Annotated in this window: 20 protein-coding genes; 6 read left to right on the top strand and 14 right to left on the bottom strand. The window is 69.2% G+C overall.

Annotated features, from left to right (window positions below; all coding sequences use genetic code 11):
• Nucleotides 1-126 precede the first annotated feature (126 nt).
• Nucleotides 127-1071: a D-alanine--D-alanine ligase gene (locus ND450_RS32615; RefSeq protein WP_253322193.1), complete on the bottom strand. Its 945-nt coding sequence runs from the start codon at nt 1069-1071 to the stop codon at nt 127-129.
• A 16-nt stretch (nt 1072-1087) separates the two neighbouring features.
• Nucleotides 1088-2404, bottom strand: a complete 1317-nt coding sequence (locus ND450_RS32620; RefSeq protein ID WP_253322194.1) for a PLP-dependent aminotransferase family protein — start codon at nt 2402-2404, stop codon at nt 1088-1090.
• A gap of 133 nt (nt 2405-2537) precedes the next feature.
• On the opposite strand from ND450_RS32620, the gene ND450_RS32625 reads away from it, so the two are divergent.
• Together ND450_RS32625 and ND450_RS32630 are read left to right on the top strand one after the other, a co-directional pair.
• Nucleotides 2538-3170 carry a GNAT family N-acetyltransferase gene (locus tag ND450_RS32625; protein ID WP_253322195.1) on the top strand — a complete coding sequence of 211 codons (633 nt, stop codon included), beginning with the start codon at nt 2538-2540 and terminating at the stop codon, nt 3168-3170.
• Between the two features lie 104 nt (nt 3171-3274).
• Complete coding sequence (locus tag ND450_RS32630; protein WP_253320933.1) at nt 3275-4243, top strand: IS481 family transposase; 969 nt, start codon at nt 3275-3277, stop codon at nt 4241-4243.
• 65 nt (nt 4244-4308) lie between these two features.
• On the opposite strand, the gene ND450_RS32635 is transcribed toward ND450_RS32630, so the two are convergent.
• The 9 genes from ND450_RS32635 to ND450_RS32675 form a co-directional block, all read right to left on the bottom strand.
• Nucleotides 4309-5448, bottom strand: coding sequence for an N-acetylmuramoyl-L-alanine amidase (locus ND450_RS32635; protein WP_089927389.1), 1140 nt, complete (start codon nt 5446-5448; stop codon nt 4309-4311).
• A gap of 222 nt (nt 5449-5670) precedes the next feature.
• Nucleotides 5671-6000 (bottom strand): thioredoxin, encoded by a 330-nt coding sequence (gene trxA, locus ND450_RS32640; protein ID WP_089927392.1) that lies wholly within the window; start codon nt 5998-6000, stop codon nt 5671-5673.
• Between the two features lie 34 nt (nt 6001-6034).
• Nucleotides 6035-7015 carry a thioredoxin-disulfide reductase gene (gene trxB / locus ND450_RS32645; RefSeq protein WP_089927395.1) on the bottom strand — a complete coding sequence of 327 codons (981 nt, stop codon included), beginning with the start codon at nt 7013-7015 and terminating at the stop codon, nt 6035-6037.
• A 78-nt stretch (nt 7016-7093) separates the two neighbouring features.
• Entirely contained in the window at nt 7094-7840 is a 747-nt protein-coding gene (locus ND450_RS32650; RefSeq protein ID WP_253322196.1) for a hypothetical protein, read from the bottom strand.
• Nucleotides 7837-8454: an RNA polymerase sigma factor SigM gene (sigM, locus tag ND450_RS32655; RefSeq protein ID WP_089927514.1), complete on the bottom strand. Its 618-nt coding sequence runs from the start codon at nt 8452-8454 to the stop codon at nt 7837-7839. The genes ND450_RS32650 and sigM overlap by 4 nt, the downstream gene beginning before the upstream one ends.
• A gap of 202 nt (nt 8455-8656) precedes the next feature.
• Complete coding sequence (locus ND450_RS32660) at nt 8657-10177, bottom strand: protein kinase family protein (RefSeq protein ID WP_253322197.1); 1521 nt, start codon at nt 10175-10177, stop codon at nt 8657-8659.
• Between the two features lie 37 nt (nt 10178-10214).
• Nucleotides 10215-11873 carry a murein biosynthesis integral membrane protein MurJ gene (gene murJ / locus ND450_RS32665; RefSeq protein ID WP_253322198.1) on the bottom strand — a complete coding sequence of 553 codons (1659 nt, stop codon included), beginning with the start codon at nt 11871-11873 and terminating at the stop codon, nt 10215-10217.
• Nucleotides 11870-14167: a DUF6049 family protein gene (locus ND450_RS32670; RefSeq protein WP_253322199.1), complete on the bottom strand. Its 2298-nt coding sequence runs from the start codon at nt 14165-14167 to the stop codon at nt 11870-11872. Before ND450_RS32670 ends, murJ begins: the two co-directional genes overlap by 4 nt.
• The gene (locus ND450_RS32675; protein WP_253322200.1) at nt 14164-14679 is read right to left on the bottom strand and encodes an NUDIX hydrolase; all 516 of its coding nucleotides are present in this window, start codon (nt 14677-14679) and stop codon (nt 14164-14166) included. The genes ND450_RS32670 and ND450_RS32675 overlap by 4 nt, the downstream gene beginning before the upstream one ends.
• Nucleotides 14680-14721: 42 nt before the next feature.
• Here ND450_RS32675 and ND450_RS32680 point away from each other — a divergent pair, with 42 nt between their 5' ends.
• Together ND450_RS32680 and ND450_RS32685 are read left to right on the top strand one after the other, a co-directional pair.
• Complete coding sequence (locus ND450_RS32680) at nt 14722-16158, top strand: CCA tRNA nucleotidyltransferase (RefSeq protein WP_253322201.1); 1437 nt, start codon at nt 14722-14724, stop codon at nt 16156-16158.
• 95 nt (nt 16159-16253) lie between these two features.
• Nucleotides 16254-16508 carry a LuxR C-terminal-related transcriptional regulator gene (locus ND450_RS32685; protein ID WP_143091946.1) on the top strand — a complete coding sequence of 85 codons (255 nt, stop codon included), beginning with the start codon at nt 16254-16256 and terminating at the stop codon, nt 16506-16508.
• Here the strand turns inward: ND450_RS32685 and ND450_RS32690 are convergent.
• Complete coding sequence (locus tag ND450_RS32690; RefSeq protein WP_371927459.1) at nt 16437-17780, bottom strand: MFS transporter; 1344 nt, start codon at nt 17778-17780, stop codon at nt 16437-16439. The genes ND450_RS32685 and ND450_RS32690 overlap by 72 nt on opposite strands.
• A 235-nt stretch (nt 17781-18015) precedes the next feature.
• Here ND450_RS32690 and ND450_RS32695 point away from each other — a divergent pair, with 235 nt between their 5' ends.
• Entirely contained in the window at nt 18016-18594 is a 579-nt protein-coding gene (locus ND450_RS32695) for a YqgE/AlgH family protein (RefSeq protein ID WP_089927416.1), read from the top strand.
• 70 nt (nt 18595-18664) lie between these two features.
• Here the strand turns inward: ND450_RS32695 and ND450_RS32700 are convergent, their stop codons facing one another.
• Nucleotides 18665-19069: an SdpI family protein gene (locus ND450_RS32700; protein ID WP_371927460.1), complete on the bottom strand. Its 405-nt coding sequence runs from the start codon at nt 19067-19069 to the stop codon at nt 18665-18667.
• Between the two features lie 250 nt (nt 19070-19319).
• On the opposite strand from ND450_RS32700, the gene leuS reads away from it, so the two are divergent.
• Complete coding sequence (leuS, locus tag ND450_RS32705; protein WP_253322203.1) at nt 19320-22097, top strand: leucine--tRNA ligase; 2778 nt, start codon at nt 19320-19322, stop codon at nt 22095-22097.
• Between the two features lie 44 nt (nt 22098-22141).
• Here the strand turns inward: leuS and ND450_RS32710 are convergent, their stop codons facing one another.
• Nucleotides 22142-22855, bottom strand: coding sequence for a TetR/AcrR family transcriptional regulator (locus ND450_RS32710; RefSeq protein WP_253322204.1), 714 nt, complete (start codon nt 22853-22855; stop codon nt 22142-22144).
• Nucleotides 22856-22953 lie beyond the last annotated feature (98 nt).

A 22953-nucleotide genomic window follows, 5' to 3' on the forward strand; every position in this document is an offset into this window, starting at 1 on the left:
ACACCAGGGCCTTATGTCACGGTGACGATGACGCTCCGCATCCGCAAGGATACGGGGCGTCACCTATTTCGATACGAAAAAAGGGCGGCACCGACAGCGTCGGCACCGCCCCGGAACAAGCGAAAATCAGCGAGCGACAGCGCGCTCGATCAACCCGGCGTAGATCTCGCCCAACGACTGCCCCGCCGCCTCGACGGCCATCGGCAGAAGCGACGTCTCGGTCAGCCCCGGTGACACGTTCACTTCGAGGAAGTAGACGGTCCCGTCCTCGGCCACCACGGCGTCGGTCCGCGACACGTCCCGCAGCCCGAGCAACCGGTGCGCCGCGACGGCGAGCTCACCGACCGCCTTGGCCGCGACCGCGTCCAACCGAGCCGGCGCGTGGAAGTCCGTCAGTCCTGCCGTGTACCGAGCGGTGTAGTCGTACACCCCGCTCTCCGGAACGATCTCGACCGCGGGCAGCGCGTACGGACCCTCGGGTCCGTCGACCACCGACACGGCCACCTCCACGCCGGAGATGAACTGCTCGGCCAGCACGGTGTCCCCGTACGCCAGGCACCCGACCATCGCGGGCGGCAGCTCGGCCGCGTCACGGACGACCTGGGCGCCCAGCGCGGACCCGCCCTGGTCCGGCTTCAGCATCAGCGGCAGGCCGAGCGTCGACACCATCGCGTCGAGGACGGGCCGGGCGCCCAACTCCCGGAACGTGGCGTGCGGCAGCACGATCCACTCCGGCGTCGCCAGGCCGGCACGGGCCAGCTCGGCCTTGGCCGTCGGCTTGTCCCACGCCCGGCGGCACGCCCGCGAGTCCGTGCCCACGTACGGCACCCCGAACATCTCGAGGATCGCCTGCACCGACCCGTTCTCGCCCTCACCGCCGTGCAGCGCGACGACGACGGCGTCCGGCCGGTTCGAGCCCAGCCGGCCGAGCAACGAGGCGTCGGCGTCCCACTCCTCCACGGTGAGGCCGACCGACCGCAGGGCGGCCGACAGGCGGCGGCCGGAGCGGATCGAGACCTCGCGTTCGTGGGAGAGCCCACCGGACAGCACAGCGACCATGCGGTCAGCCACAGCACAACTCCAAGGATCAGGCGGTGTCAGGCGACGGGGTCTGCGGACCGGACAGCTGACGGCCCGGCGTCGCCCCGAAGGTCGCGGCCAGCTGCATCTCCTCCTCGATGACGTTCGCCAGGCGGCGGACGCCCTCGCGGATGCGCTCCGGGGTCGGGTAGCAGTACGAGATGCGCAACTGCCGGGAGCCGAACCCGTCCGCGTAGAAACCCGTGCCGGACGCGTAGGCCACGCGGGCCGTCACGGCTCGGGGAAGCATGGCCTTGGTGTCGATGCCCTCCGGCACCGTCACCCAGACGTAGAAACCGCCGTCGGGGATGTTCCACGTGGAACCTTGCGGCATGTGCTGTTCGAGAGCGGAGATGGCCGCGTCCCGACGCTCCCGGTACGCCTCGCGGTAGGTCTTGATCTGACCCTTCCAGTCCTGCGTCGACAGGTACCGGGACACGATCATCTGGTTCAGCGTCGGCGGGCACAGCGTGGCGGACTCGGCCGCCAGCACCAGCTTCTCGCGGACGGCGTGCGGCGCCAGCACCCAGCCGACTCGCAGACCGGCGGCGAACGTCTTGGAGAACGACCCGAGGTACACGACGTTGTCCGGGTCCATGGAGCGCAGTGCCGGGTACGTCTGGCCGTCGAAGCCCAGCAGGCCGTACGGGTTGTCCTCGACGACCAGCACGCCGTAGGTCCGGCAGATCTCCAGGATCTCGGCCCGCCGCGACACCGCCAGCGTCACGCCGGCCGGGTTGTGGAAATTCGGGATCGTGTAGAGGAACTTGACTCGCTGCCCGGCCCGCTTGCAGGCCTCCAGCGCCTCACGCAGCAGCGAGGGCACGAGACCGTCAGCGTCCATCGCCACGTGCACGACCTGCGCCTGGTACGCCGTGAACGACCCGAGGGCACCCACATAAGAAGGCCCTTCGGCGATCACCACGTCACCTGGGTCGCAGAAGATCCGGGTGACCATGTCGAGGCCCATCTGCGAGCCCACGGTCACCACCACGTCGTCCGGGTGGCCGTTGATGCCTTCCAGCGCCATGACGTCGCAGATCTGCTCGCGCAGCAACGGGACACCGTGCGCCGAGCCGTACTGCAGGGCGACGAGCCCTTCCGACGCCACCAGCTGACCGATCTCCTCGGACAGCGACTCCAGCGGCAACGCGGCCAGGTGCGGCATGCCGCCGGCCAGCGAGACCACCTCGGGACGGGACGCGACCGCGAAGAGTGCCCGGATCTCCGATGCCGTCATCCCTGCCGTGCGCGCTGCGTAGCGGCGGAGGTGGGGGTCAAGGCTTCTGGGGCCCTGCTTGGCAGGCTGACCGGGCATCGTCATGGGGACTCCTGTATGGGAAATGTCCCGAGCGAGTGTAACCGTCGTCCCGTTCAGGGCACGCGCCTTCCGGGTTCCGTCACATTCGCCTACCCTCGTATGGGTTCACTGTGTGTGTTAACGGGTGGAGGTCGGGGTGTCCCGTCGCGTCGTGGGCGTCACGCTGGACAACCTGGAGCATCTCTCCAAGCACAGCAGGACGTGCGTTTTCTGGGAGTTGGCTCCTCACCTGCGCGAACAGGCCGAGGAGTACGGCGACACCGAGTTCGAGAAGGAAGCCTGGGTCTCCAGCGTCCTGCTCGAATGGGGTTCGTGCGGTCGCCTGATCTACTGCGACGGCATCCCCGCCGGTTCGGTGTTCTACGCACCACCGGCCGCCGTTCCGCGCAGCGCCGCCTTCCCCACCTCCCCGGTGAGCCCGGACGCGGTCCTCATGACGTCGCTGGACGTCCTCCCGGAGTTCCGAGGGGGCGGACTCGCGCGCGTGCTCGTGCAGGCCGTGGCGAAGGATCTGACGCGCCGTGGCGTGAAGGCCATCGAGGCGTTCGGCGACATGCGCCCGGATGACGAAGAGGCCAGTTGCGTCACGCCGGCCGAGTTCCTCACGAGCGTCGGCTTCAAGACCGTGCGGCCGCACCCCCGCTGGCCCCGGTTGCGCATGGAGCTCCGCAGCTCCATCACCTGGAAGGAAGACGTGGAGGCCGCCCTGGAGCGCCTTCTCAACAGCGTCACCGTCTCCACCGCGGAACCCAGCTTCCGACCGGTCTAGATGTACTTGGCCAACACGTTGGTGACGGTGTGTTGGCTTGATCATGGGTGAGGCCTCCGGTGCGGTGGTGATTGCGAAGTCAGTCACCACAGCCGGAGGCCTCGATGGCACACGCTAACGCCCGCCTGACTGTGCACGGACGCCTGGTCCTGGTTTCCAGGGTCGCCGCGGGCAGACCGGTCGCCCACGTGGCCAAAGAGCTCGGTGTGTCACGGCAGTGCGCGCACCGCTGGGTCCGCCGATTCCGTGACGAAGGCGCCGCCGGCCTGGCCGATCGGTCCAGCCGACCGCATCACATACCGTCGCGGACATCGGCTCGAACGGAGCAGCAGATCGTGACGGCACGCAGCGAGCTGCGGTGCGGACCGGCCCGGATCAGCGCCCGCACCGGCGTACCCGCTCGCACTGTGTCGCGGGTGCTGGCCCGGTATGGCGTGCCGAGGCTGGCCGAGTGCGATCCGCTGACCGGGCAACGCATCCGCGCCAGCCGACACACCACCCGCCGCTACGAACACCCGCAGCCAGGTGACCTGATCCACCTCGACGTCAAGAAGATCGGCAAGATCCCGCCCGGAGGCGGCTGGCGCGCTCACGGCCGCGGCCTGCGTCCCGGCTCCCGCCGCGGCCTGGGCTACGACTACGTCCACGCCGCCATCGACGACCACTCCCGGCTCGCCTACGCCGAAGTCCTCGCCGACGAACGCGGCACCACCTGCGCCGGGTTCCTGCTCCGCGCCACAGCCTGGTTCGCCGAGCAAGGCATCCCACGTGTTCACCGAGTCCTGACCGATAACGCCAAGAACTATCTGATCTCCCGCGACTTCGCCGCCGCGATCGCGGCGATCGGCGCTCGCCACAAGACCATCAAGCCACATTGCCCCTGGCAGAACGGCAAAGTCGAGCGCCTCAACCGCACCCTGCAAACCGAGTGGGCCTACCGCGAAATCTTCCTGGACAACGACGCCCGCACCGCAGCGCTGGCGCCCTGGCTCAACCACTACAACACTGAACGCGGTCACCACGCACTCAACGGGCACCCACCCATCAGCCGCGTTCAGTCACCAACCTCATGACCAAGTACATCTAGAGCAACGAAAATGGCCCCCTCGCCGGCAGCGAGGGGGCCATTTTCGTCAGATCAGCTCTTCGACATCTCGTAGCGCAGCAGGTCGTTGAACGTGAACGTGCCCGTCGGCTGGTCGTCCTTGCCGAGCAGGTACAGCCGCTTCACGGCCACGAGGATGCCCTCGGCCACGATGTCGCGGAAACCGGGCGTCGCGAGACGGGCGCGGTCCTCGGCGTTCGTCAGGTAGCCCACCTCGACGCGGACGGCCGTGCAGCGGGTGAGCCGCAGCAGGTCCCACGTCTTCGGGTGCGAACCGCAGCTCGACATCGTCGTGCGGGCCGTGACCTCGCGCTGGATGAACCCGGCGAGCGCCTCACCGACCGTGGACGACGTGCCGTTGCCCGTGCCGTAGTGGAACGTGGCCACGCCCTGCGCGTTCGGCGACGAGTTGCCGTCGCTGTGCAGCGACAGGATCAGGTCGGCGCCGGCCTCGTTGGCGAATCGGGCGCGCTCCCCCTCGTCCGGGCAGTTGTCGGGGCCGCGCGTGAGCAGGGCCTCCATGCCGGTGGCGGCCATCTTGCCCTCGAGGCGACGGGCCAGGTCCAGCATCAGGTCGGCCTCGGACAGCCCGTCCACGACCACACCGCGGTCCTGGCCGCCGTGGCCGGGGTCGATGACGATCCGCTTGCCCGACAGGCGTGAACCGGCGCCGCGCAGCCGCTCCTGCTCGCGCAGCAGCTGCGGACGGCCACCGCGGACCTTCGGCTGGAGCTGGCGCAACGCGCGCACCGTGTCCGGACCGCACATGCCGTCGACGATCAGGCCGTAGTCGCGTTGGAAGTTCCGCAGCGCCTGCTCGGTCTGCTGGCCGAACACGCCGTTGGCGCGGCCGGCGTCGTAGCCGAGTTCCAGCATGCGTTCCTGCAGCATCAGGACGTCGTCACCGGTCGTCGGCTGCGACATCAGGAAGGCGAGCGGCCGGTCCCCCAACCGGAACGTCGCGTCGCGGAGCGTTCGATAGGTCGCCGGACCGACGATGCCGTCGATGATCAGCCCCCGCTGCTGCTGAAACGCGCGCACTGCGTGCTCGACCTGCTGGTCGAACACCGGCGGCGCCTGTGGGTCGGCCGGCGGAAGCAGTCCGAGCCTGGTCAGGGTCGACCGGATCTCGGCAACATCACTTCCGACGTCCCCGCGGCGGAGCAGCTGCATGCACCCTCGCTCGACTAGGGCGCCGAACCTGGTCGGCGCGTCAGTTGGGAAGTCTTCATTGTGCCCTGTACCGCAGAGTGATCGATGCAGGGCTACTCACAGTCGCACCGAGATCACCGCCTCGGCACCAAAACGAACGTGACCCGCTCGTCTTATCGATAGACGGGCGGGTCACGTTGCGCGTTGCAAAGAACTTCTCAGCTCCATGCAACTTTTTCCTGCTCAGGCCAGGACGTCCGACAGGTCGTTCAGCAGCGCGGCCTTGGGCTTCGCGCCGACGATCTGCTTCACCGGACGGCCGCCCTGGAACAGGATCAGCGTCGGCACGGACATGATCTGGTAGTCACGGGCGATCGACGGGTTGGCGTCGATGTCGACCTTGGCGACGGTGAGCTTCTCGCCGTGCTCGGCCGCGATCTCCTCGAGCACCGGGGCAACCATCTTGCACGGGCCGCACCAGGTCGCCCAGAAGTCGACCAGCACGGGCTTCTCGCTGGTCAGCACGTCGTCCGCGAACGACTTGTCGGTCACCGTGACGGTGGCGCCTGCCATGTTGCTCTCCCTAAAAGATCTCGCAGAAGGAACTTCAGTTGCTCTTGCCGTAGCCGCCGCCGACGGCCTCGGCGGCGATCTCGGCCTGCTCGGTGCCGTGCTCGGCGAGCCACCGCTCCGCGTCGATCGCGGCGCTGCAGCCGGAACCGGCGGCGGTGATCGCCTGACGGTATTCGTGGTCGACCAGGTCGCCGGCCGCGAACACGCCGTCGAGGTTCGTGTAGGAGGTCTTGCCCTTGGTCACGACGTAGCCCTCGGCGTCCAGGTCGACCTGGCCCTTGACCAGCGCCGAACGCGGGTCGTGGCCGATCGCGAGGAAGAAGCCGGTGACGGGCAGCTCGGACTCGGCGCCGGTCTGGGTGTCCTTGACCTTGATCGACGACACCGTGCCGTCACCCAGCACGTCGGTGACCTGCGTGTTCAGCTGCCACTTGATCTTCTCGTTGGCGCGGGCGCGCTCGAGCATGACCTTCGAGGCGCGGAACTCCTCGCGGCGGTGGATGACCGTCACGGACTTGGCGAAGCGCGTGAGGAACGTCGCCTCCTCCATCGCCGTGTCGCCGCCGCCGACCACCGCGATGTCGTGGTCGCGGAAGAAGAACCCGTCGCACGTCGCACAGGCGGACACGCCGCGGCCGAGCAGCTCCTGCTCACCGGGGATGTCGAGGTAACGGGCGGCGGCACCCATCGCGAGGATGACCGCGCGCGCCTCGTAGGTGACGCCGTTCGCGACGACCTTCTTGACCTCACCGGTCAGCTCGACCGACTCGACGTCCTCGGCGCGCAGCTCGGCGCCGAAGCGCGTGGCCTGCTCGCGCATCTGCTCCATGAGCTCGGGGCCCATGATGCCGTCGCGGAAGCCGGGGTAGTTCTCGACCTCGGTCGTCGTCATGAGGGCGCCGCCGTACTGCGAACCCTCGAAGACCAGGGGCTCCAGCTGCGCACGTGCCGCGTAGACCGCCGCGGTGTAACCCGCAGGGCCCGATCCAATGATGATCACGTTGCGCACGCTCACGGCTGATGCAACTCCTCGATCTCGTCGTCTGACTGGCTCAACGGATCGTAGGTGCAGCTAATTCCGTGACTTGAGCGACTACCTCGGCTTGATGGTCGTGTCGGCCAGCACGCCCGCCGGCTGGTCCGGTCCGCAGGTCTTCGGATCCAGCACGACCAGCCGGAACTCGCCGAGTCCCGCGGGCAGGATCGCCATCACGGCGTCCTTGCCCTCGAGGTTGATCGGGCTGATGCCGAGCGGCGTGCCCGAGCTCGTGATGCCGCCGCCCTGGAGACAGCCGGCCAACCTGTCCGGCGTCTCCAGCGGGCCGTAGTTCTGGGCCTTGAGCACCTCGCCGACCGCGGACCCCAGCTCGTCGCGCCGCAGCGACAGCGGGGCGGACGCCGAGTTCGAGTTCGTCGTGGGTGCCGGCGCGGCGTCACCGGGCGTGTTGTTCGCCTGGTCCCCGCCGGGCGCCACGGCGAACACGATGCCGAACGCGGCCGCGGCGGCCACCAGCACGCCACCGCCGAGGCCCAGCCTGCGGTTGCGGCGCTTGCGGGCGTCGTTCAGCGAGACCACCGGCGCGATGCCGGGACGGGCCTCGGCGGCCAGCGCCGCGTCGATCCGGGCAGCCACGTGGTCGGGCATCGGGATCGGCGGCAACGCCTGGAGGTCCTCCAGCGTGGCGTCGAGGGCCGCGAGGATCTCGGCGGCCTCCGCATCGGCCTCCACCCTCGGGCGCAGCTGTGCGGCGACCTCAGGGGGCAGCACACCCGCGTGGAGGTCCGCGATGAGGTCGACCGACCACGGCGGACCCATCGGCACGCGCTCCATGCCGGTCATCGACCCTCCCACTGACGTTGCTCTTGCACATTCACACCGTCAGCTGGGACGTTCGCATCTGCGATTCGGTTCCTGAGGTGCCCGAGAACTTTGGCGAGCTTGGCGCGACCTCGCGCACACCGGCTCTTGACCGTGCCCTCCGCGATGCCGAGGAGCTTGGCCGTCTCCGCGACCGAGTATCCCTCCACGTCGACGAGCACGATCGGCGCCCGCTGCTCTTCCGGCAGCTCCATCAACGCCTGCTGCACCATGAGGCTCGTCTCGCGGTCGCTCATCGCGTCACGCGGCGCGACGGGCTCACCGGGACCGGCCTCGGGCAACGGCACTGTCGGTCTTGTTTGTCGGCGTCTCATCCGGTCGAGGCACGCGTTCACCACGATCCGGTGAAGCCAGGTGGTCACCTGTGACTCCGCGCGGAACGACGACGCCGCCCGGAAGGCCGAGATGAACGCCTCCTGGAGCGCGTCCGCGGCCTCTTCGGGGTCGCGCAGCGTGCGCAACGCCACCGCCCACATCCGGTCCCGGTGCCGTTTGACCAGCTCCGAGAACGCGTAGGGGTCACCTGCGGCGTGGGCCGAGATGAGATCGGCGTCCGAGCTGGCTGCGGCGGTCACGAGACGCACTTTAGCGAGGACGATCACAGGTCACCCGGACAGGTCTACCCAGCGTGGCTGAGTAGACCTACGTGGTTTGCGAGGTCGCGTCGGTCGTCCGGTCACCCGCTCGTGCCGAAATCGGCGAAGCCCATTTCGGTGCGGGCGAGTCGGGCGGACGGCCGACTGCTCGGCGACCTCGCCGCCGCGCCAGCGGCCGATGTCACTGGGCCCTGGTGTAGACGATCTCTCGGATCTCCGTCTGGTTCTTGCCGCCACCGGGACTGGCCAGCTGCGTGATCCAGATCAGCACGTGCCCGGTCGCCTCGTGCTCGTTCAGCTGGATCTGCGTCTGCCCGTCCGAGAGGTCCGCGACCCCGATGACCTTGGTCTCCTCCAGCGGCGAGTCGAGCGCCGACGCCACGCGGATCTCGACCTTCGTGCCCTTGCTGGGCGAGGTGACGGTGACCGAGGCCAGCTTCACCGGCTCCGCGAACGACGCCATCAGCCCGATGCCCGGCTTCAGCGTCGGGAACGGCTGGAAGTAGTTGTCGGTCCGCCAGAACGTGCCCGCGTTGCCGTCGACGGCCCTGCTGGCCTGGTTCGCGCTGTCGGGCTGGTTCGTGACGTCGTAGACGCCGATCTGGCCCGGCTGCACCGGTCCGGCCGGAGCAGGCGGGGGCGCGGTCTGGCCGTTCGACCCCGGCTGGTTGATCACCACGGTCGGGCCGCCGCCCTTGGTCGGCTCGTCGCTGAAGAACCCGACGATCTGCACGCTCAGCCACACGATCACGGTCAGCGTGGCGACGGCGAGCACCGCGACGCTGATCCACAGCTTCTTCTTCGTCTGCTTGTCCTGGCGCGGCTTCTGCGTCGTCCAGACGACCTGTTCGTCGTCATCGTCGTCGCGGGACGACACCGGCGAGAGCAGCGCGGTCTGCGCTTCCTCGGCCGCGATCTGGTCGAGGACCTGCAGGATCGCCGCGGACGTGCGGATGCCGCCCACCGAGGTGTCCTCGAGCGAACGCACCGCGACGGACGACAGGTCGTGCGGCAGGTACGGGTGCAACGCGTTCGGCGCGACCACGGACCCGTCCGGGCCCGTCGGGGCCACCGGCACGCCCTGGGGGCCGCCCGGCAGCGCCCACCGGCCGGTGAGCAGCAGGTACAGGATCGCGCCCAGGCCCTTGACGTCGTCGCGCGCGATCGCGTCCGGCCGCGGGCCGGGGAACGCGAGGCGCAGACGGCCGTCCGAGGTGACCCGGATGCGCTGCGGGTGGTCGGCGCCCAGTACGAGACCGGCGTGGTGCGCGCCCTCGATGGCGGCGCCGAGCGGTTCGAGCAGGCGGGTCGCGGCGCCCGCCGGCAGCGGGCCCTCCGCGATCAGGTCCATCAGGTCGGTGCCCTGGGTCCACTCGGCGATGACCATGCCGAGGATGCCCTCGTCGGGACGGATGCCGGTGCCGGGCGTCAGCACGTCGATCACCCTCGACACACCGGGGTGCGTGAACGACGAGGCGTGCATCGCCCGTTCGACCGTCCGCCGTGCTCGGGCGGCGGCCTCGCCGTTCGCCAGGTCGCCCAGCAGGATGGTCAGCGCCACGTCCCGGTTGAGCTGGCCGTCCCGCGCGCGCCAGAGCTCCGCGTTGGACCTCGCGTCGGCGCCTGATTTCGCGAGCAGCCGGTAGCGGCCATTGCCGATGACGCCGCCGGGAACCAGGGCGGCGTGGACTCCGCTACTCACGGAAACGAGGGTACGGGACGACGGTCACGGACTGGAGTCACCTTCGCCGCACCAAACGGTTGATCTTGTCGATCGCCGGCTTCATCTCCGGCACCCGGAACGCGGCCAGCAGGCCGAACGCGAGCGGCAGACCGATCAGCGTCACGAGGACGACCTCGACCCAGCTGGCCACGATCACGCTGGAGAACCCGAACAGGTCCTGGACCAGCCAGTTCAGGGCCTTGGCCGCACCGAACGCGAGGGAGGAGGCCACGACGGTGAGGCAGACGGTCCAGATCGTGAAACCCGTCCGGAGCCGACCGAGGCGGATCCTCAGCCACACCTGGCCGACGATCGCGCCGAAGACGAAGCTCAGCGACATCGCGAGCGACACGCCGACGGCGAGCTGCGAGGCGTCGCCCGGCGCGGACACCTCGCGGAAGAGGAAGAGCAGTCCGATGCGGACCGCCACGATCAACGCCTGGATGACCGTCGGAGTGCGAGCGTCCTTCATCGCGTAGAAGACCCGCAGCTGCAGCAGCGTGATCGCGTAGGGCACGAGACCGAACGCGGAGAGCGCCAGCGCGAGACCGATCCTCGTGCCGCCTTCGACCCCCGAGGCGCCCAGGGCGAAGACCGCGAGGCCGATCGCCAGGCCGGAGACCGTCATCAACGCGCTGAACGGCATCAGCAGGATGGCAGACATCCGGTTGCCGAACAGCAGATCGCGCACGATCGACTCGTTGTCGTCGTTCGCGGCCGCCCGGCTCATCTTCGGCATCAACGCCGTCAGCAGCGAGACACCGAGGACGCCGTAGGGCACCTGGGCGATCAACCACTGGTAGTTGAACGCCGTCAGCGTGCCGGCGGCGCTCGTGGCGACCTTGGTCAGCACGGTCATGCTGGCCAGGCCGAGCCCGACGTAGAGCAGCACCCAGAACGCGAGGCCGCCGAACTCCGAGAGGCGTGAGTCCCAGCCGATCCGCCACTTGAACTTGAAGCCCGTCTTCTTCAACGCCGGGAACAGCACCGAGGCCTGCACCAGGACGCCGAGCGCTGTGCCGAGGCCGAGCACCAGCAGGTGCGTGTCGGTCATGCGAACCGGGTTGAGCGTGAGCTCGCCCGGCAGCAACGCGTAGACGCCCAGCACGCCGATCACGACGACGTTGTTGAGCACCGGCGCCCAGGTGGGGATGCCGAACACGTGCCGTGCGTTCAGCACGGCACTGAGCAGCGCCGTCAGGCCGTAGAACACGATGCCCGGCAGGACCAGGTAGGCGAACGCCGTGACGAGCTCGGGGTTCGCGTCCTGCGAGTCGGAGATGTAGATCTTGGTCAGCAGCGGCGCGCAGGCCATCGCGATGACCGTGCCGATGCCGAGGATCAACGTGCCCATCGAGATGAGCCATTGGGCGTACGACTCACCGCCGTCGCCGTCCTCCTTCTCGGCACGGACCAGCAGCGGGATCGCCACGCTGGTCAGCACGCCGCCGAGCAGCAGCTCGTTGATCATCGTCGGCAACGTCGAGGCCGCCTGGTACGAGTCGCCGAGGACCTCGGCACCGATCACCGCGATCAGCAGCACCTTCGACAGCAGGCCTGTGCCCCGGCTGACGATCGTCGCGATCGCCATCGAGCCGCTGGCCCTGGCGACCGACGGCTGCTGCTTCTGCTGCTTCTGCTGCTCTGGCTGGGTGGTCGTGGCTGTCTCGCTCACGCGCTCGACTTCTCCGGTGTGACGTTCTCGATGGAAGGTGCGGCGCCGTTCTCGCCGTTGCGGGCGCGAACCCGCTTGTAGATGCGCCGCCCCGAGAGCAGGACGAGCGCGATCCCGGCGAGCACGGTGACGATCACCGTGATGGTGCCGTACGCGGACGACGACACCTCCAGCTTGACAGTGTCGCCGAGCGGGACGCCCTCGGGAGTGGTCAGGCGCACGTTGACCGGGAACCGGCCGGACCGCAGCACCTCGACCGGCACCCGCACGACGCGCTCACCGCGGGCGGGGAGCACCTGGTCCGCGAGGTCGAGCTTGCGGATGCCGGGGGTGTCGGCGAGGTTGATCCGGACCGTCACGCGGACGTCGAGCTTGTTCGTGATGGTGATCGGGATCGGGCTGTCGCCGGAGCCCAGCAGGATCGGGCTGTTCGGCTGCGTCACGCCGACCATGCCGGTGAGCTGGTCGATCTCGCCCTGGCTGACCTCGGCCGCGGACCGGGCGCCCTGCTCGTTGCCCCTCCACGCGCCGGACATCACCCGCAGCAGCCCGAGCCACAGCGGGTCGGCCAGGTCGGCGGGCGACGCGTGCGCGGTGTCCTCCTGCTGCATGGCCGCGACCAGGCCGTTGAGCTCGACGCTCTGGTTCGTGACGGAGTCCGAGATGATCGCCGAGATCTCCCTGGCGCCTGCCTCCGGCGGGTAGGAGACCTTGGCGTTCGTCACCGACGGGGTGGCGCTGGTGAGCTCCGCGAGACCGGTCTGGGTCGCGTACCCGCCGGCCAGCAGCTTCTGGGCGGCGGTCAGGAACTCGGTCATCTCCGAGAGCGGCGCGTGCCAGCGGCGCGGCGGCGCGACCAGCACGTTGCGGCCGTCGCCCTGCCATCCGGCGCGGAACACCAGGACCGACAGCGCGTTCTGCACCGACACCGGCTGGCTCTCGACCGGCGCGGTCACGCCGGACAGCGTGCGCGGCCGCGAGTCGCTGCCCTGCAGCGCGTCCGAGACCATCGAGTCGATCTTCACCGCGGTGACCGGGGTCTTGCCGCCGATGCCGACGGGAGCGGTGCCCGGCGCGTCCGAGAGGCCCGTCGGGTCCAGGAGCAGCGACTTCGCCCCGGGGTAGCGCTTGTCGGGCTGCGGGGTGACCAGCTCGTCGAACGTCGACTGGTCGAGCACGCCGTCCTCGGGCCAGACCAGATCGGGCAGCGGCTGCACGCCCAGCACGTCCTGGATGAGCTTGGGGCCGTCGGTCACGGCGAGCGTGCGCATGGTGGCGAGCTTCGCCCTGTTCAACGCCACGAGGTCGGCATCGGCGTACGGCAGCGCGACGACGCACCGGCCCGTCACGGCGAGCTTGAGGCGGTCGAGCCACAGCTCCGCCTCGCTCTGGCCCTTGCCCTCGGCGCCGCCGCGCACCGTGTACCCGGTGCTCATGGCCCGCACGGTGCGCAGCAGGTCGGGGTCGATGGCGAGGCACATTGCCGTGCTCATCTGCGAGATCGCCTGCTCGTAGGCCTGCAGCAGGCCGTACAGCCGGCCGCCGACCGAGAGGGACGTCGCGAGGTCGTCGTCGACCAGCTCCGACTGGCCCTCGCCGCCGAGCCTCACCAGGCGCGGGCGATCCGCGATCGGCCACAGGACCGTCATCTTCGCGCCGGCGCCGACCTTGCCCTTGGTCTCGCCGCCGGGCACGCCCAGCACGGGCAGCAGCGTCGACAGCGCCGCGAGCCGCGCCTGGCCGCCGAAGTCCGGCCTGCCGTTGATGTTCGCGAGGATCGGGTAGATGCCGGGCTGGTCCACCTGCAGCGACGTCGCGTCGGTACCGCGCAGCGGCACCTCCAGCGTGAAGTCCTTCTGCTCACCGGGCTGGAGCTCACCGGCCACGGGCGTGAACTTCGGCTGCACGGCCTCGGCGGCAGCGGGCTCGCGCAACGCGTTGCGCAGGTCGTCCTCGCCGGCCAGCGGCTCGCCGCGCTCCAGGCGCAGCACGATGTCGGACACCTTGCGGTCGCCGACGTTGACGATCTTGCCGGTGATCTTGACGGTCGACGGGGAGTCGCTCGTCACGAACCGGGGGGTGAGCTGGCCTATGTCGAGCCGCAGGAACTGCGGCTGCGCCTGGCCGGGCTGGGCGGAGAGCGATCTGGTCGCCCACACCTGGGTGGCGGGCGCGGGCATGAACGGCAGCGCGTCCACTTCGTCCGGTTGTGACTGCTGCGCGCTCGCGGGCGGCGCTGCGATCACCACGAACGCGGCGACGGCGGCTGTGCAGACGAGCTTCCTCAGGCTCACGCCGACCCCGCTCCGTCCCGGCAGTGGTCGGAGAGCAGTTCGGCGGCTCGGCGGACCAGGCGGCGCTCGTCGGCATGCGCGAGTCGCTCGTCCAGCTCGCCGAGTGGCACCCACGCCACCTCGGTGACCTCCACGTCTTCGTCGGAAAGCTCTCCCCCCGTCGCTTCGAGGAGGAAGTGGTGAACCGTCTTGTGCACCCGGCGGTCGTCCGCGACGAACCAGTAGTCGATCGACCCCAGCGGGCGCAGCACCCTGCTATGAATACCGGTCTCCTCGGCGACCTCGCGCACCGCGGTCTGTTCCGCGGTCTCGCCGGCCTCGATGTGACCCTTGGGCAAAGACCACAGCAACCGGCCCCGCCGGTCAAGTCTGCCGATCACCGCCGCCCGCTGCTCTCCGTCGAGCACCAGGCCACCCGCCGACGTCTCGTCGACGGTCTTGAGCCTCCGGCCCCGACGCCTCTTCCGGCGTCCCGGTGTGGGACTCCCGGAACGCGCGGCTGACGGGGACATACGGCCGATCGTACTTACGAACCTTAAGTACGCTGGTTTCTCGTGTCTCGATCGCTCCAGCAGAATGCGGTGGTGGAGAAGCCCGCCATCACACCAGTCGTCGCCGAGCTCGCCGCCCGGTTCGCAGCCGGGGGCAAGCGCCTCTACCTCGTGGGTGGAAGTGTGCGCGACGCCGTGCTCGGGCGCCCGACGAACGACTTCGACTTCACGACGGACGCGCGACCTGCGGAGATCCAGAAACTGCTGAGCGGCTGGGCCGACGCGCAGTGGGACACCGGCATCGCGTTCGGCACGGTCGGGGCGTCCAAGCAGGGCGAGATCATCGAGATCACGACCTTCCGCGCGGACGTCTACGACGGCGTGACCCGCAACCCCGAGGTGACCTTCGGCGACTCCATCGACGGCGACCTGGTCCGGCGCGACTTCACGGTCAACGCGATGGCGTACGACATCGCGGCGTCCGAGTTCGTGGACCCGACCGGCGGACTGGCCGCCGCGCGCGAGGGCGTGCTGGACACCCCGGCGACGCCGCAGGAGTCGTTCGGCGACGACCCGCTGCGGATGCTGCGCGCCGCCCGGTTCGTCTCGCAGCTCGGCTTCACGGCCGCGCCGCGGGTGGTCGAGGCGATGCGGTCGATGGCAGGCCAGCTCACCCGCATCACGCCGGAGCGCGTGCAGGTGGAGCTCTCGAAGCTCCTGTGCGGCGCGCATCCGCGCCGCGGCATCGAGCTCATGGTGGAGACGGGGCTCGCGGACGTCGTGCTGCCCGAGCTCACGGCCATGAAGCTGGAGATCGACGAACATCATCAGCACAAGGACGTCTTCGACCACTCGCTGGTTGTGCTGGAACAGGCAATTGATCTTGAAGATGTTGATCAGTCACCCGATCTGGTGCTGAGGATCGCCGCGCTCCTGCACGACATCGGCAAGCCGGCGACCCGGAAGTTCGAGCCCGGCGGCGGCGTCTCGTTCCACCACCACGAGGTCGTGGGCGCGAAGATGGTCCGCAAGCGCTTGCGGGCGTTGCGGTTCTCGAAGGAGATCACCGAGGACGTCGCCAAGCTCGTCTACCTGCACCTGCGGTTCCACGGGTACGGCAACGGCGAGTGGACCGACTCGGCCGTGCGCCGGTACGTGACGGACGCGGGTGACCTGCTGACGAGGTTGCACAAGCTGGTCCGTGCCGACTGCACGACCCGGAACAAGCGCAAGGCGAACCTGCTGCGCCGCACCTACGACTCTCTCGAGGAACGCATCGCGCGCATCGCCGCCGAGGAAGACCTCGCGCGCGTACGTCCGGACCTCGACGGCAACGAGATCATGAAGCTCCTCGGTCTGCCTCCGGGCCGTGAGGTCGGTGCCGCGTGGAAGTACCTCAAGGAGCTCAGGCTCGACCGGGGGCCGCTGGAGCGCGACGAGGCCGAGACCGCGTTGCTCGACTGGGCGCGCGAACAGGGGATCACGCCGCCGACGTCGTAACTGATCGTGAGCGAATGCAATCCCCGCGTTAGCGAAGTGTCAGCGCGGGGAGGCACCATTGAAGTGCGCCGCAGGGCGCATGGGGGGTGGTGCAGATGTTCGCCTGGGGACTTTCCGCAGGTCCTGCCGTCTACGACCTGGAAGTTCTGACCGACGATCAACGGGCCGTGCTGCGGTGTCTCGCACGCGGTCACGCCGAGCACGAGATAGCGCGCGTGCTCGGCATGGGGCAGCAGCAGGTGGCCGACGAGGTGGCCGAGATCCTGCGGCGCCTGGATCTACCCGATCGAGTGGCGGCCGTCGTCTTCGCGCACGAGGCCGGGATGCTGCACCTGCCGTTTCCGCGCTGACAGGAACAGGTAGGCGCCCAGTCCGACCAGGTAGAGGGACGCGGCGACGAGGATCAGGCCGGGCGAGCGCCCGTCCAGGGGGACCACCGTCGCCGTGATCGACACCGCCGTGACCTGCGCGATGTTGAAAAGGGTGTCGTAGAGGGCGAACACGCGCCCGCGCACCTCGTCGCCGACGTCGTGCTGCACGGCGGTGTCCACGCACAGCTTCACGATCTGACCGGCGAAGATGATGACGAAGCTGGCCAGCAGGATGGTCACCAGCGTCATCGGCAGCCCGAGCCCGACCTGGGCCGCGGCCGTGAGCAGCAACGCGCCGCAGATCGTGCGCCGGACGCCGAACCTGTCGACGATCCGGTCGGTCAGGATGCCCGCGAGCAGCACACCAGCGCCGCCCGCGACGGCGACCTCGCCGAGCCCGCCGATGCCGGCCTTGAGGATGCCGACGTCCTCCAGGCTGTAGCGCATCAGCAGCAGCGTGATCATGAGGCTCATGCCGAACGCGGCCCGGTGCGCGAGCAGCGCGGCCAGCCCGGCCGTGACGCTCGGCGTGCGCCAGGTGGCCTTCGCGCCGTCCACCAGGCCGCGGGCGACGGCGCTGATGGCGTTGTGCGGCTCGTCGACCTCGTCCGGCCCGAGCACACCCGGCTTGAACCGGCTGGCGATGAACGCGCTGAGCAGCAACCCGAACACGGCGATGCTGGTCGTCCACGCCGACCCGCCGTCCCCCGCGCCGAGCACCGTGCGGAACCCGATGGCGCACGCGGCACCGATCACGGCCATGATCGCGCCGGCCGTCGTGGCCAGCGCGTTCGCCTCGACGAGGTGGTCCTCGGGGACGACGTGCGGCAGTGACGCGGAGAGCCCCGACCCGACGAACCGGCCGATGCCCATGACGATGAGCGCGGAGACGTAGAGGGGCAGCCCGCTGAGTCCCGCGCCGACCGCCACGGCCGTGAGCAGGACGAACGCGGCCCGCGTGACGTTCGCCACGACGATGACCTTGCGGCGGTCCCACCGGTCCAGCAGGGCGCCGGTGAACGGCCCGATCAGCGAGTACGGGAGCAGCAGCACCGCGAACCCGGCCGCGATCGCCGCCGGATCGGCCTGCCGTTCGGGGTTGAAGAGGACGGCGCCGGCGAGCCCGGCCTGGAAGAGCCCGTCACCCCACTGCGACGCGAGGCGGGTGGCGAGGAGCCTGCGGTACTCGGGAATGCCGAGGAACCGGCGTGATCCCCAGTGGTGCTTCTCCACCGCAAGCGTTGTCACCATTGCACTCTATGCGCGTGGTGGCGAAAACCACGAAAGCCGGACCTCTCGGTCCGGCTCTCCTGGTGCCGGATGCCAGGTCGCCTCACGGCGCGGTGCACTACGCGGCTCCAGCCGAACGGTATTCCGCGAAGGCGGTTGTCTGTTGAGCCCGGGGGACACAAAGACATCCGACACCTCAGTCTAACGGGACGCGGGCCTGAGTTGTTCCGGCGATCACGAGTGATTTCATGGTGACGTGCGTCCCGATGACGAAGTCGAAGTCGAGTCAGGCTCCCTGCTGGTGGCCGCTCCGAGCCTCAACGACCCGAACTTCACGCGCACGGTCGTCTACATCATCGACCAACGTCCAGAGGGGACCCTCGGCGTCGTGCTGAACCGCCCCTCCGAGGTGGCGGTCCACGACGTGTTGCCGCCGTGGGGCCCGCACGTCACGAAGCCGCAGTGCATCCACATCGGCGGCCCGGTCGAGCAGAAGACGGCGCTGTGCCTCGCCGCACTGAAGCCGGGTACCGACCCGTCCGGCGTGGAAGGTCTCGTCGCGGTGCAGGGCCCCGTCGCCCTGGTCGACCTCGACGCCGAACCCGACGACCTCATGCCGCTGGTGCGCGGCCTGCGGGTGTTCGCGGGCTATTCGGGCTGGGGCGAGGGCCAGTTGCAGGGCGAGATCGACCGGGGCGACTGGATCGTCGTGACCGGCCTGGCCGACGACGTGCTGGTCGGCGCGAACGTCGACCTGTGGGGCAGGGTGCTGCGCCGGCAGGGCATGCCGCTGGCGCTGCTGTCGACCTACCCGAAGGACGTCCGCGACAACTGATTCACGTGAAACCTCGCGCACGAAAAAGGCCGGATCACCCAGTGACCCGGCCTTGGTGCTTGCGGGAGCGTCAGAGCCCGGCGAGCGGCGAGCACCCGCCACCACCGCAGGCGCAGCCACCGCAGCCCTTGGGCTTGACCGGCTCCGGCAGCGCCTCCGCCGCCCGGTTGCCGACGACCCCGCCGGCGAACGCGATCGCCAGCGCGCCGACCAGGCCGATGATCCCGGCGGTGACGGCGAGGTCGGACATGACGAACGCCATCGCGCCCGACACGATCGCCACCGCGCCTGCTGCGACGTTCGGCACGCCCGCGACCCTGTTGGCCAGCGCGAACGTCTCCTCGTCGCGCAGGGCGGCGGCCGTGCGCACGCCGAGGAAGCGGTTGCGGCGCAGCTTGCCCTGCAGACCCATGAGACCGACCGCGCCGAGAGCGACGCCGAGCACACCCAGGACGACCGACAGCACGATGTTCACCTCATGAGGGTAAGCCGGTGCCCGCGTTCACCTCGACCTCACCCCGTGCAGATGTGCCTCAGGCCACCGCCGAGTGCATCGCGCTTGCGCTGCGCTGATACCGTTGACCACATGAGCACGGCCCGCCTGCTCCTTATCTAGCCGCGACGACCTGTTCGAGAGACGGTCGGCGCGGCCACCCTCCATGCCCATCTGGGCTGGGGGGTTTCGTCATGTCAGGGGCAGGAACAGACGTGAGAGGGACCTTGAAATGAGCACGGACGCGGCGGAGATCCCCGCCTACCGCTACACCGCCGAGCTGGCGAACCAGATCGAGGAGCGGTGGCAGCGGTACTGGGAGGACCACGGCACCTACTACGCGCCCAACCCCGTCGGCGCGCTCAAGGGTGACGTGCCCGCGGACAAGCTGTTCGTGCAGGACATGTTCCCGTACCCGAGCGGCGCCGGCCTGCACGTCGGCCACCCGCTGGGCTTCATCGGCACGGACGTCTTCGCGCGGTACCACCGCATGAACGGCCGCAACGTGCTGCACACCATGGGCTTCGACGCCTTCGGCCTGCCCGCCGAGCAGTACGCGGTGCAGACGGGTCAGCACCCGCGCAAGACCACCGAGGACAACATCAACACCTACCTGCGCCAGATCCGCAGGCTGGGACTGGGTCACGACGAGCGCCGCCGCATCTCGACGATCGACCCCGAGTACTACAAGTGGACTCAGTGGATCTTCCTGCAGATCTTCAACTCCTGGTACGACGCCGACCTGAAGCGCGCGCGTCCGATCGCCGAGTTGATCTCGCAGTTCGAGTCTGGCGACCGGGACGTTCCCGGCGGCCACACGTGGTCTGAGCTGTCTTTTGCCGACCAGCAAAGGATCTTGGGCGAATTCCGCCTGGCCTACATGTCGGAGGCGCCCGTCAACTGGTGTCCCGGACTGGGTACTGTGCTGGCGAACGAAGAGGTCACCGCGGACGGTCGCAGTGAGCGTGGCAACTTCCCCGTGTTCAGGAAATCCCTGCGCCAGTGGATGATGCGCATCACCGCGTACTCGGACCGGCTGATCGACGACCTGGACCGGCTGGACTGGCCCGACAAGGTCAAAGCCATGCAGCGCAACTGGATCGGGCGCTCGCACGGTGCCCGAGTCCGATTTGCGGTGGGAAGCGAGAACATTGAGGTCTTCACGACCCGTCCGGACACGCTGTTCGGCGCGACCTACATGGTCCTGGCACCGGAACACGAGCTGGTGGACCAGATTGCGACGCCCGATCGCGTGGCAGACATCGCCGCGTACCGGCGCGCAGCGTCCCTGAAGTCCGAACTGGACCGGCAGGAGAACAAGGAGAAGACCGGCGTCTTCATCGGGGCGTACGCCACGAACCCGGTGAACGGCAAGGAAATCCCCGTCTACATCGCCGACTACGTGCTGATGGGCTACGGCACCGGCGCGATCATGGCCGTCCCCGGCCAGGACCAGCGCGACTGGGACTTCGCGAAGAAGTTCGACCTGCCGATCATCCGCACGGTCCAGCCGTCGGAGGGCTTCGAGGGCGAGGCCTACACCGGCGACGGACCTGCGGTGAACAGCGGGTTCCTGGACGGCATGGCCATCGACGAGGCCAAGAAGACGATCATCGCGTGGCTGGAGGAGCAGGGCCACGGCCGCGGCACCGTCCAGTTCAAGCTGCGCGACTGGCTGTTCAGCCGCCAGCGCTACTGGGGCGAGCCGTTCCCGGTCGTCTACGACGAGGCCGGCACCGCCATCGCGCTGCCCGAGTCGATGCTGCCGATCGAGCTGCCGGACGTCGACGACTACTCGCCGCGCACCTTCGACCCGGAGGACGCGGACACCGAGCCGTCGCCGCCGCTGTCGCGCGCCACCGAGTGGACGACGGTCGAGCTGGACCTGGGCGACGGCCTGAAGACCTACCGCCGCGACACGAACACGATGCCGAACTGGGCGGGTTCGTGCTGGTACCAGCTGCGCTACGTCGACCCGGTCGAGACCGAGCGGTTCGTCAACGCGGAGAACGAGAAGTACTGGCTGGGCCCGCGCACGGCGGAGCACGGCGCGAACGACCCCGGCGGCGTCGACCTGTACATCGGCGGCGTCGAGCACGCCGTCCTGCACCTGCTGTACTCGCGCTTCTGGCAGAAGGTCCTGTTCGACCTGGGCCACCTGTCCGGCGACGAGCCGTACCGCCGCCTGTTCAACCAGGGCTACATCCAGGCCTACGCCTACCGCGACGACCGGGGCACCCCCGTGCCCGCGGACGAGGTCGTCGAGGTGGACGGCAAGTACACCTACAACGGCGAAGTGGTCCACCGCGAGTACGGCAAGATGGGCAAGAGCCTGAAGAACGTCGTCACGCCCGACGAGATGTGCGAGCGCTACGGCGCAGACACCTTCAGGTTCTACGAGATGTCCATGGGCCCGATGGACGTCTCACGCCCGTGGGCGACCAAGGACGTTGTCGGCGCACAACGCTTCCTGCAGCGCCTGTGGCGCAACCTGGTCGACGAGACCGACGGCTCCCTGCGCGTCACCGACGAGGAGCCCTCGGCCGAAGCGCTGCGCCTGCTGCACAAGACGATCGCCGGCGTCCACGACGACTACGCCAACCTGCGCTACAACACGGCGGGCGCGAAGCTGATCGAGCTGAACAACTACGTCACCAAGCACTACGCCGCCGGCACGCCCCGCGCGCTGGCCGAGCCCCTGGTCCTGATGCTGGCGCCGCAGGCCCCGCACGTGGCCGAGGAGCTGTGGACGAAGCTGGGCAACGACGGCTCGCTGGCGCACGGCCCGTTCCCGAAGGCCGACGAGCAGTACCTGGTCGAGGACACGGTCGAGTACCCGATCCAGGTCAACGGCAAGGTCCGCTCGCGGGTCGTCGTGTCGGCGTCCGCGGCGCAGGACGAGATCAAAGCCGCGGCCCTGGCCGAGGAGAAGATCGCGGAGCTGGTCGCGGGTGGTGAGCCGCGCAAGGTGATCGTGGTGCCCGGCCGCCTGGTGAACATCGTTCTGTAGTTCTGGCTCGGGGTGAGGGGCGCTGCGCTTCGGTGCGGCGCCCCTCAGTCGTTCTCCGCGAACCCGATGTCCGCCAGCATCTGGTCCAGCATGCTGTCGAACATCGGCTCCGGGTTGCTCACCGCGAACGGGAACCGCCCGAACACCTCCAGGGCCACGTGCCCGTACAGCCGCACCCACGACTGCACCACGTGGTAGATCTTCCCGAGGTTGAGCACCTCGTCCGCCAGCGTCACGCCGTGCTCCGCCACCGCGTCCCGCAGCACCTGCTGGAACCGCACCAGGTCCTCGTGCAACACGGCGGGCACCGGCTCGTCCACGTGGTTGGCGTCCTGGTTGGACGCGATCAGCGGCCCGGCCAGCTGCAGGAACACCGAGCCGAACTGGTCGGCGCCCAGCGGGTCCCGCGGGGAGGCGAACACCAGCGCGAACTCCTGCGGGTGTGCCAGGGCCCAGCGGCGGAAGGCGTGGCACACCGCGCGAACCTTGCACCCGACCTGGCCTGACGTGTCCGCGGCGAGGTCCGCGTACAGGGCGGCCGCCATGTCCGCGCAGATGTCGTCGCAGAGCTGCCGCAGCAGGGCGTCGTGCGAGTCGTAGTAGCGGTACAGCGCGGGGGCGGTGATGCCTAGTTTGCGTGCGATCGCACGGAGGGTAACCGCATCTTGGCCGCTTTCGACCAAAAGGGCGCGGGCCGCCTGCCGAATCTCACGCTCGGTCTCGGCGCGGAGTCGTTCTCGGCGAGTGGCCTCGGTCATATGTCACTCCATCGGGTTGTAGACCCCGTCCACCGCCCCGTACGGTTTTGGTGAACGGTGTTTACAAGAGTTCACGGGATTTACAGCACGGTAACCCA

The organism is Lentzea sp. HUAS12 (assembly GCF_024125735.1).
Lineage (GTDB): Bacteria > Actinomycetota > Actinomycetes > Mycobacteriales > Pseudonocardiaceae > Lentzea > Lentzea albida.

Coding starts and splice junctions, on each gene's coding strand:
- ND450_RS32620 (WP_253322194.1), bottom strand. CDS start 2,404: ATGACGATGCCCGGTCAGCCTGCCAAGCAGGGCCCCAGAAGCCTTGAC.
- ND450_RS32630 (WP_253320933.1), top strand. CDS start 3,275: ATGGCACACGCTAACGCCCGCCTGACTGTGCACGGACGCCTGGTCCTG.
- ND450_RS32635 (WP_089927389.1), bottom strand. CDS start 5,448: ATGCAGCTGCTCCGCCGCGGGGACGTCGGAAGTGATGTTGCCGAGATC.
- trxA (WP_089927392.1), bottom strand. CDS start 6,000: ATGGCAGGCGCCACCGTCACGGTGACCGACAAGTCGTTCGCGGACGAC.
- ND450_RS32650 (WP_253322196.1), bottom strand. CDS start 7,840: ATGACCGGCATGGAGCGCGTGCCGATGGGTCCGCCGTGGTCGGTCGAC.
- ND450_RS32675 (WP_253322200.1), bottom strand. CDS start 14,679: ATGTCCCCGTCAGCCGCGCGTTCCGGGAGTCCCACACCGGGACGCCGG.
- ND450_RS32685 (WP_143091946.1), top strand. CDS start 16,254: ATGTTCGCCTGGGGACTTTCCGCAGGTCCTGCCGTCTACGACCTGGAA.
- ND450_RS32690 (WP_371927459.1), bottom strand. CDS start 17,780: ATGGTGACAACGCTTGCGGTGGAGAAGCACCACTGGGGATCACGCCGG.
- leuS (WP_253322203.1), top strand. CDS start 19,320: ATGAGCACGGACGCGGCGGAGATCCCCGCCTACCGCTACACCGCCGAG.
- ND450_RS32710 (WP_253322204.1), bottom strand. CDS start 22,855: ATGACCGAGGCCACTCGCCGAGAACGACTCCGCGCCGAGACCGAGCGT.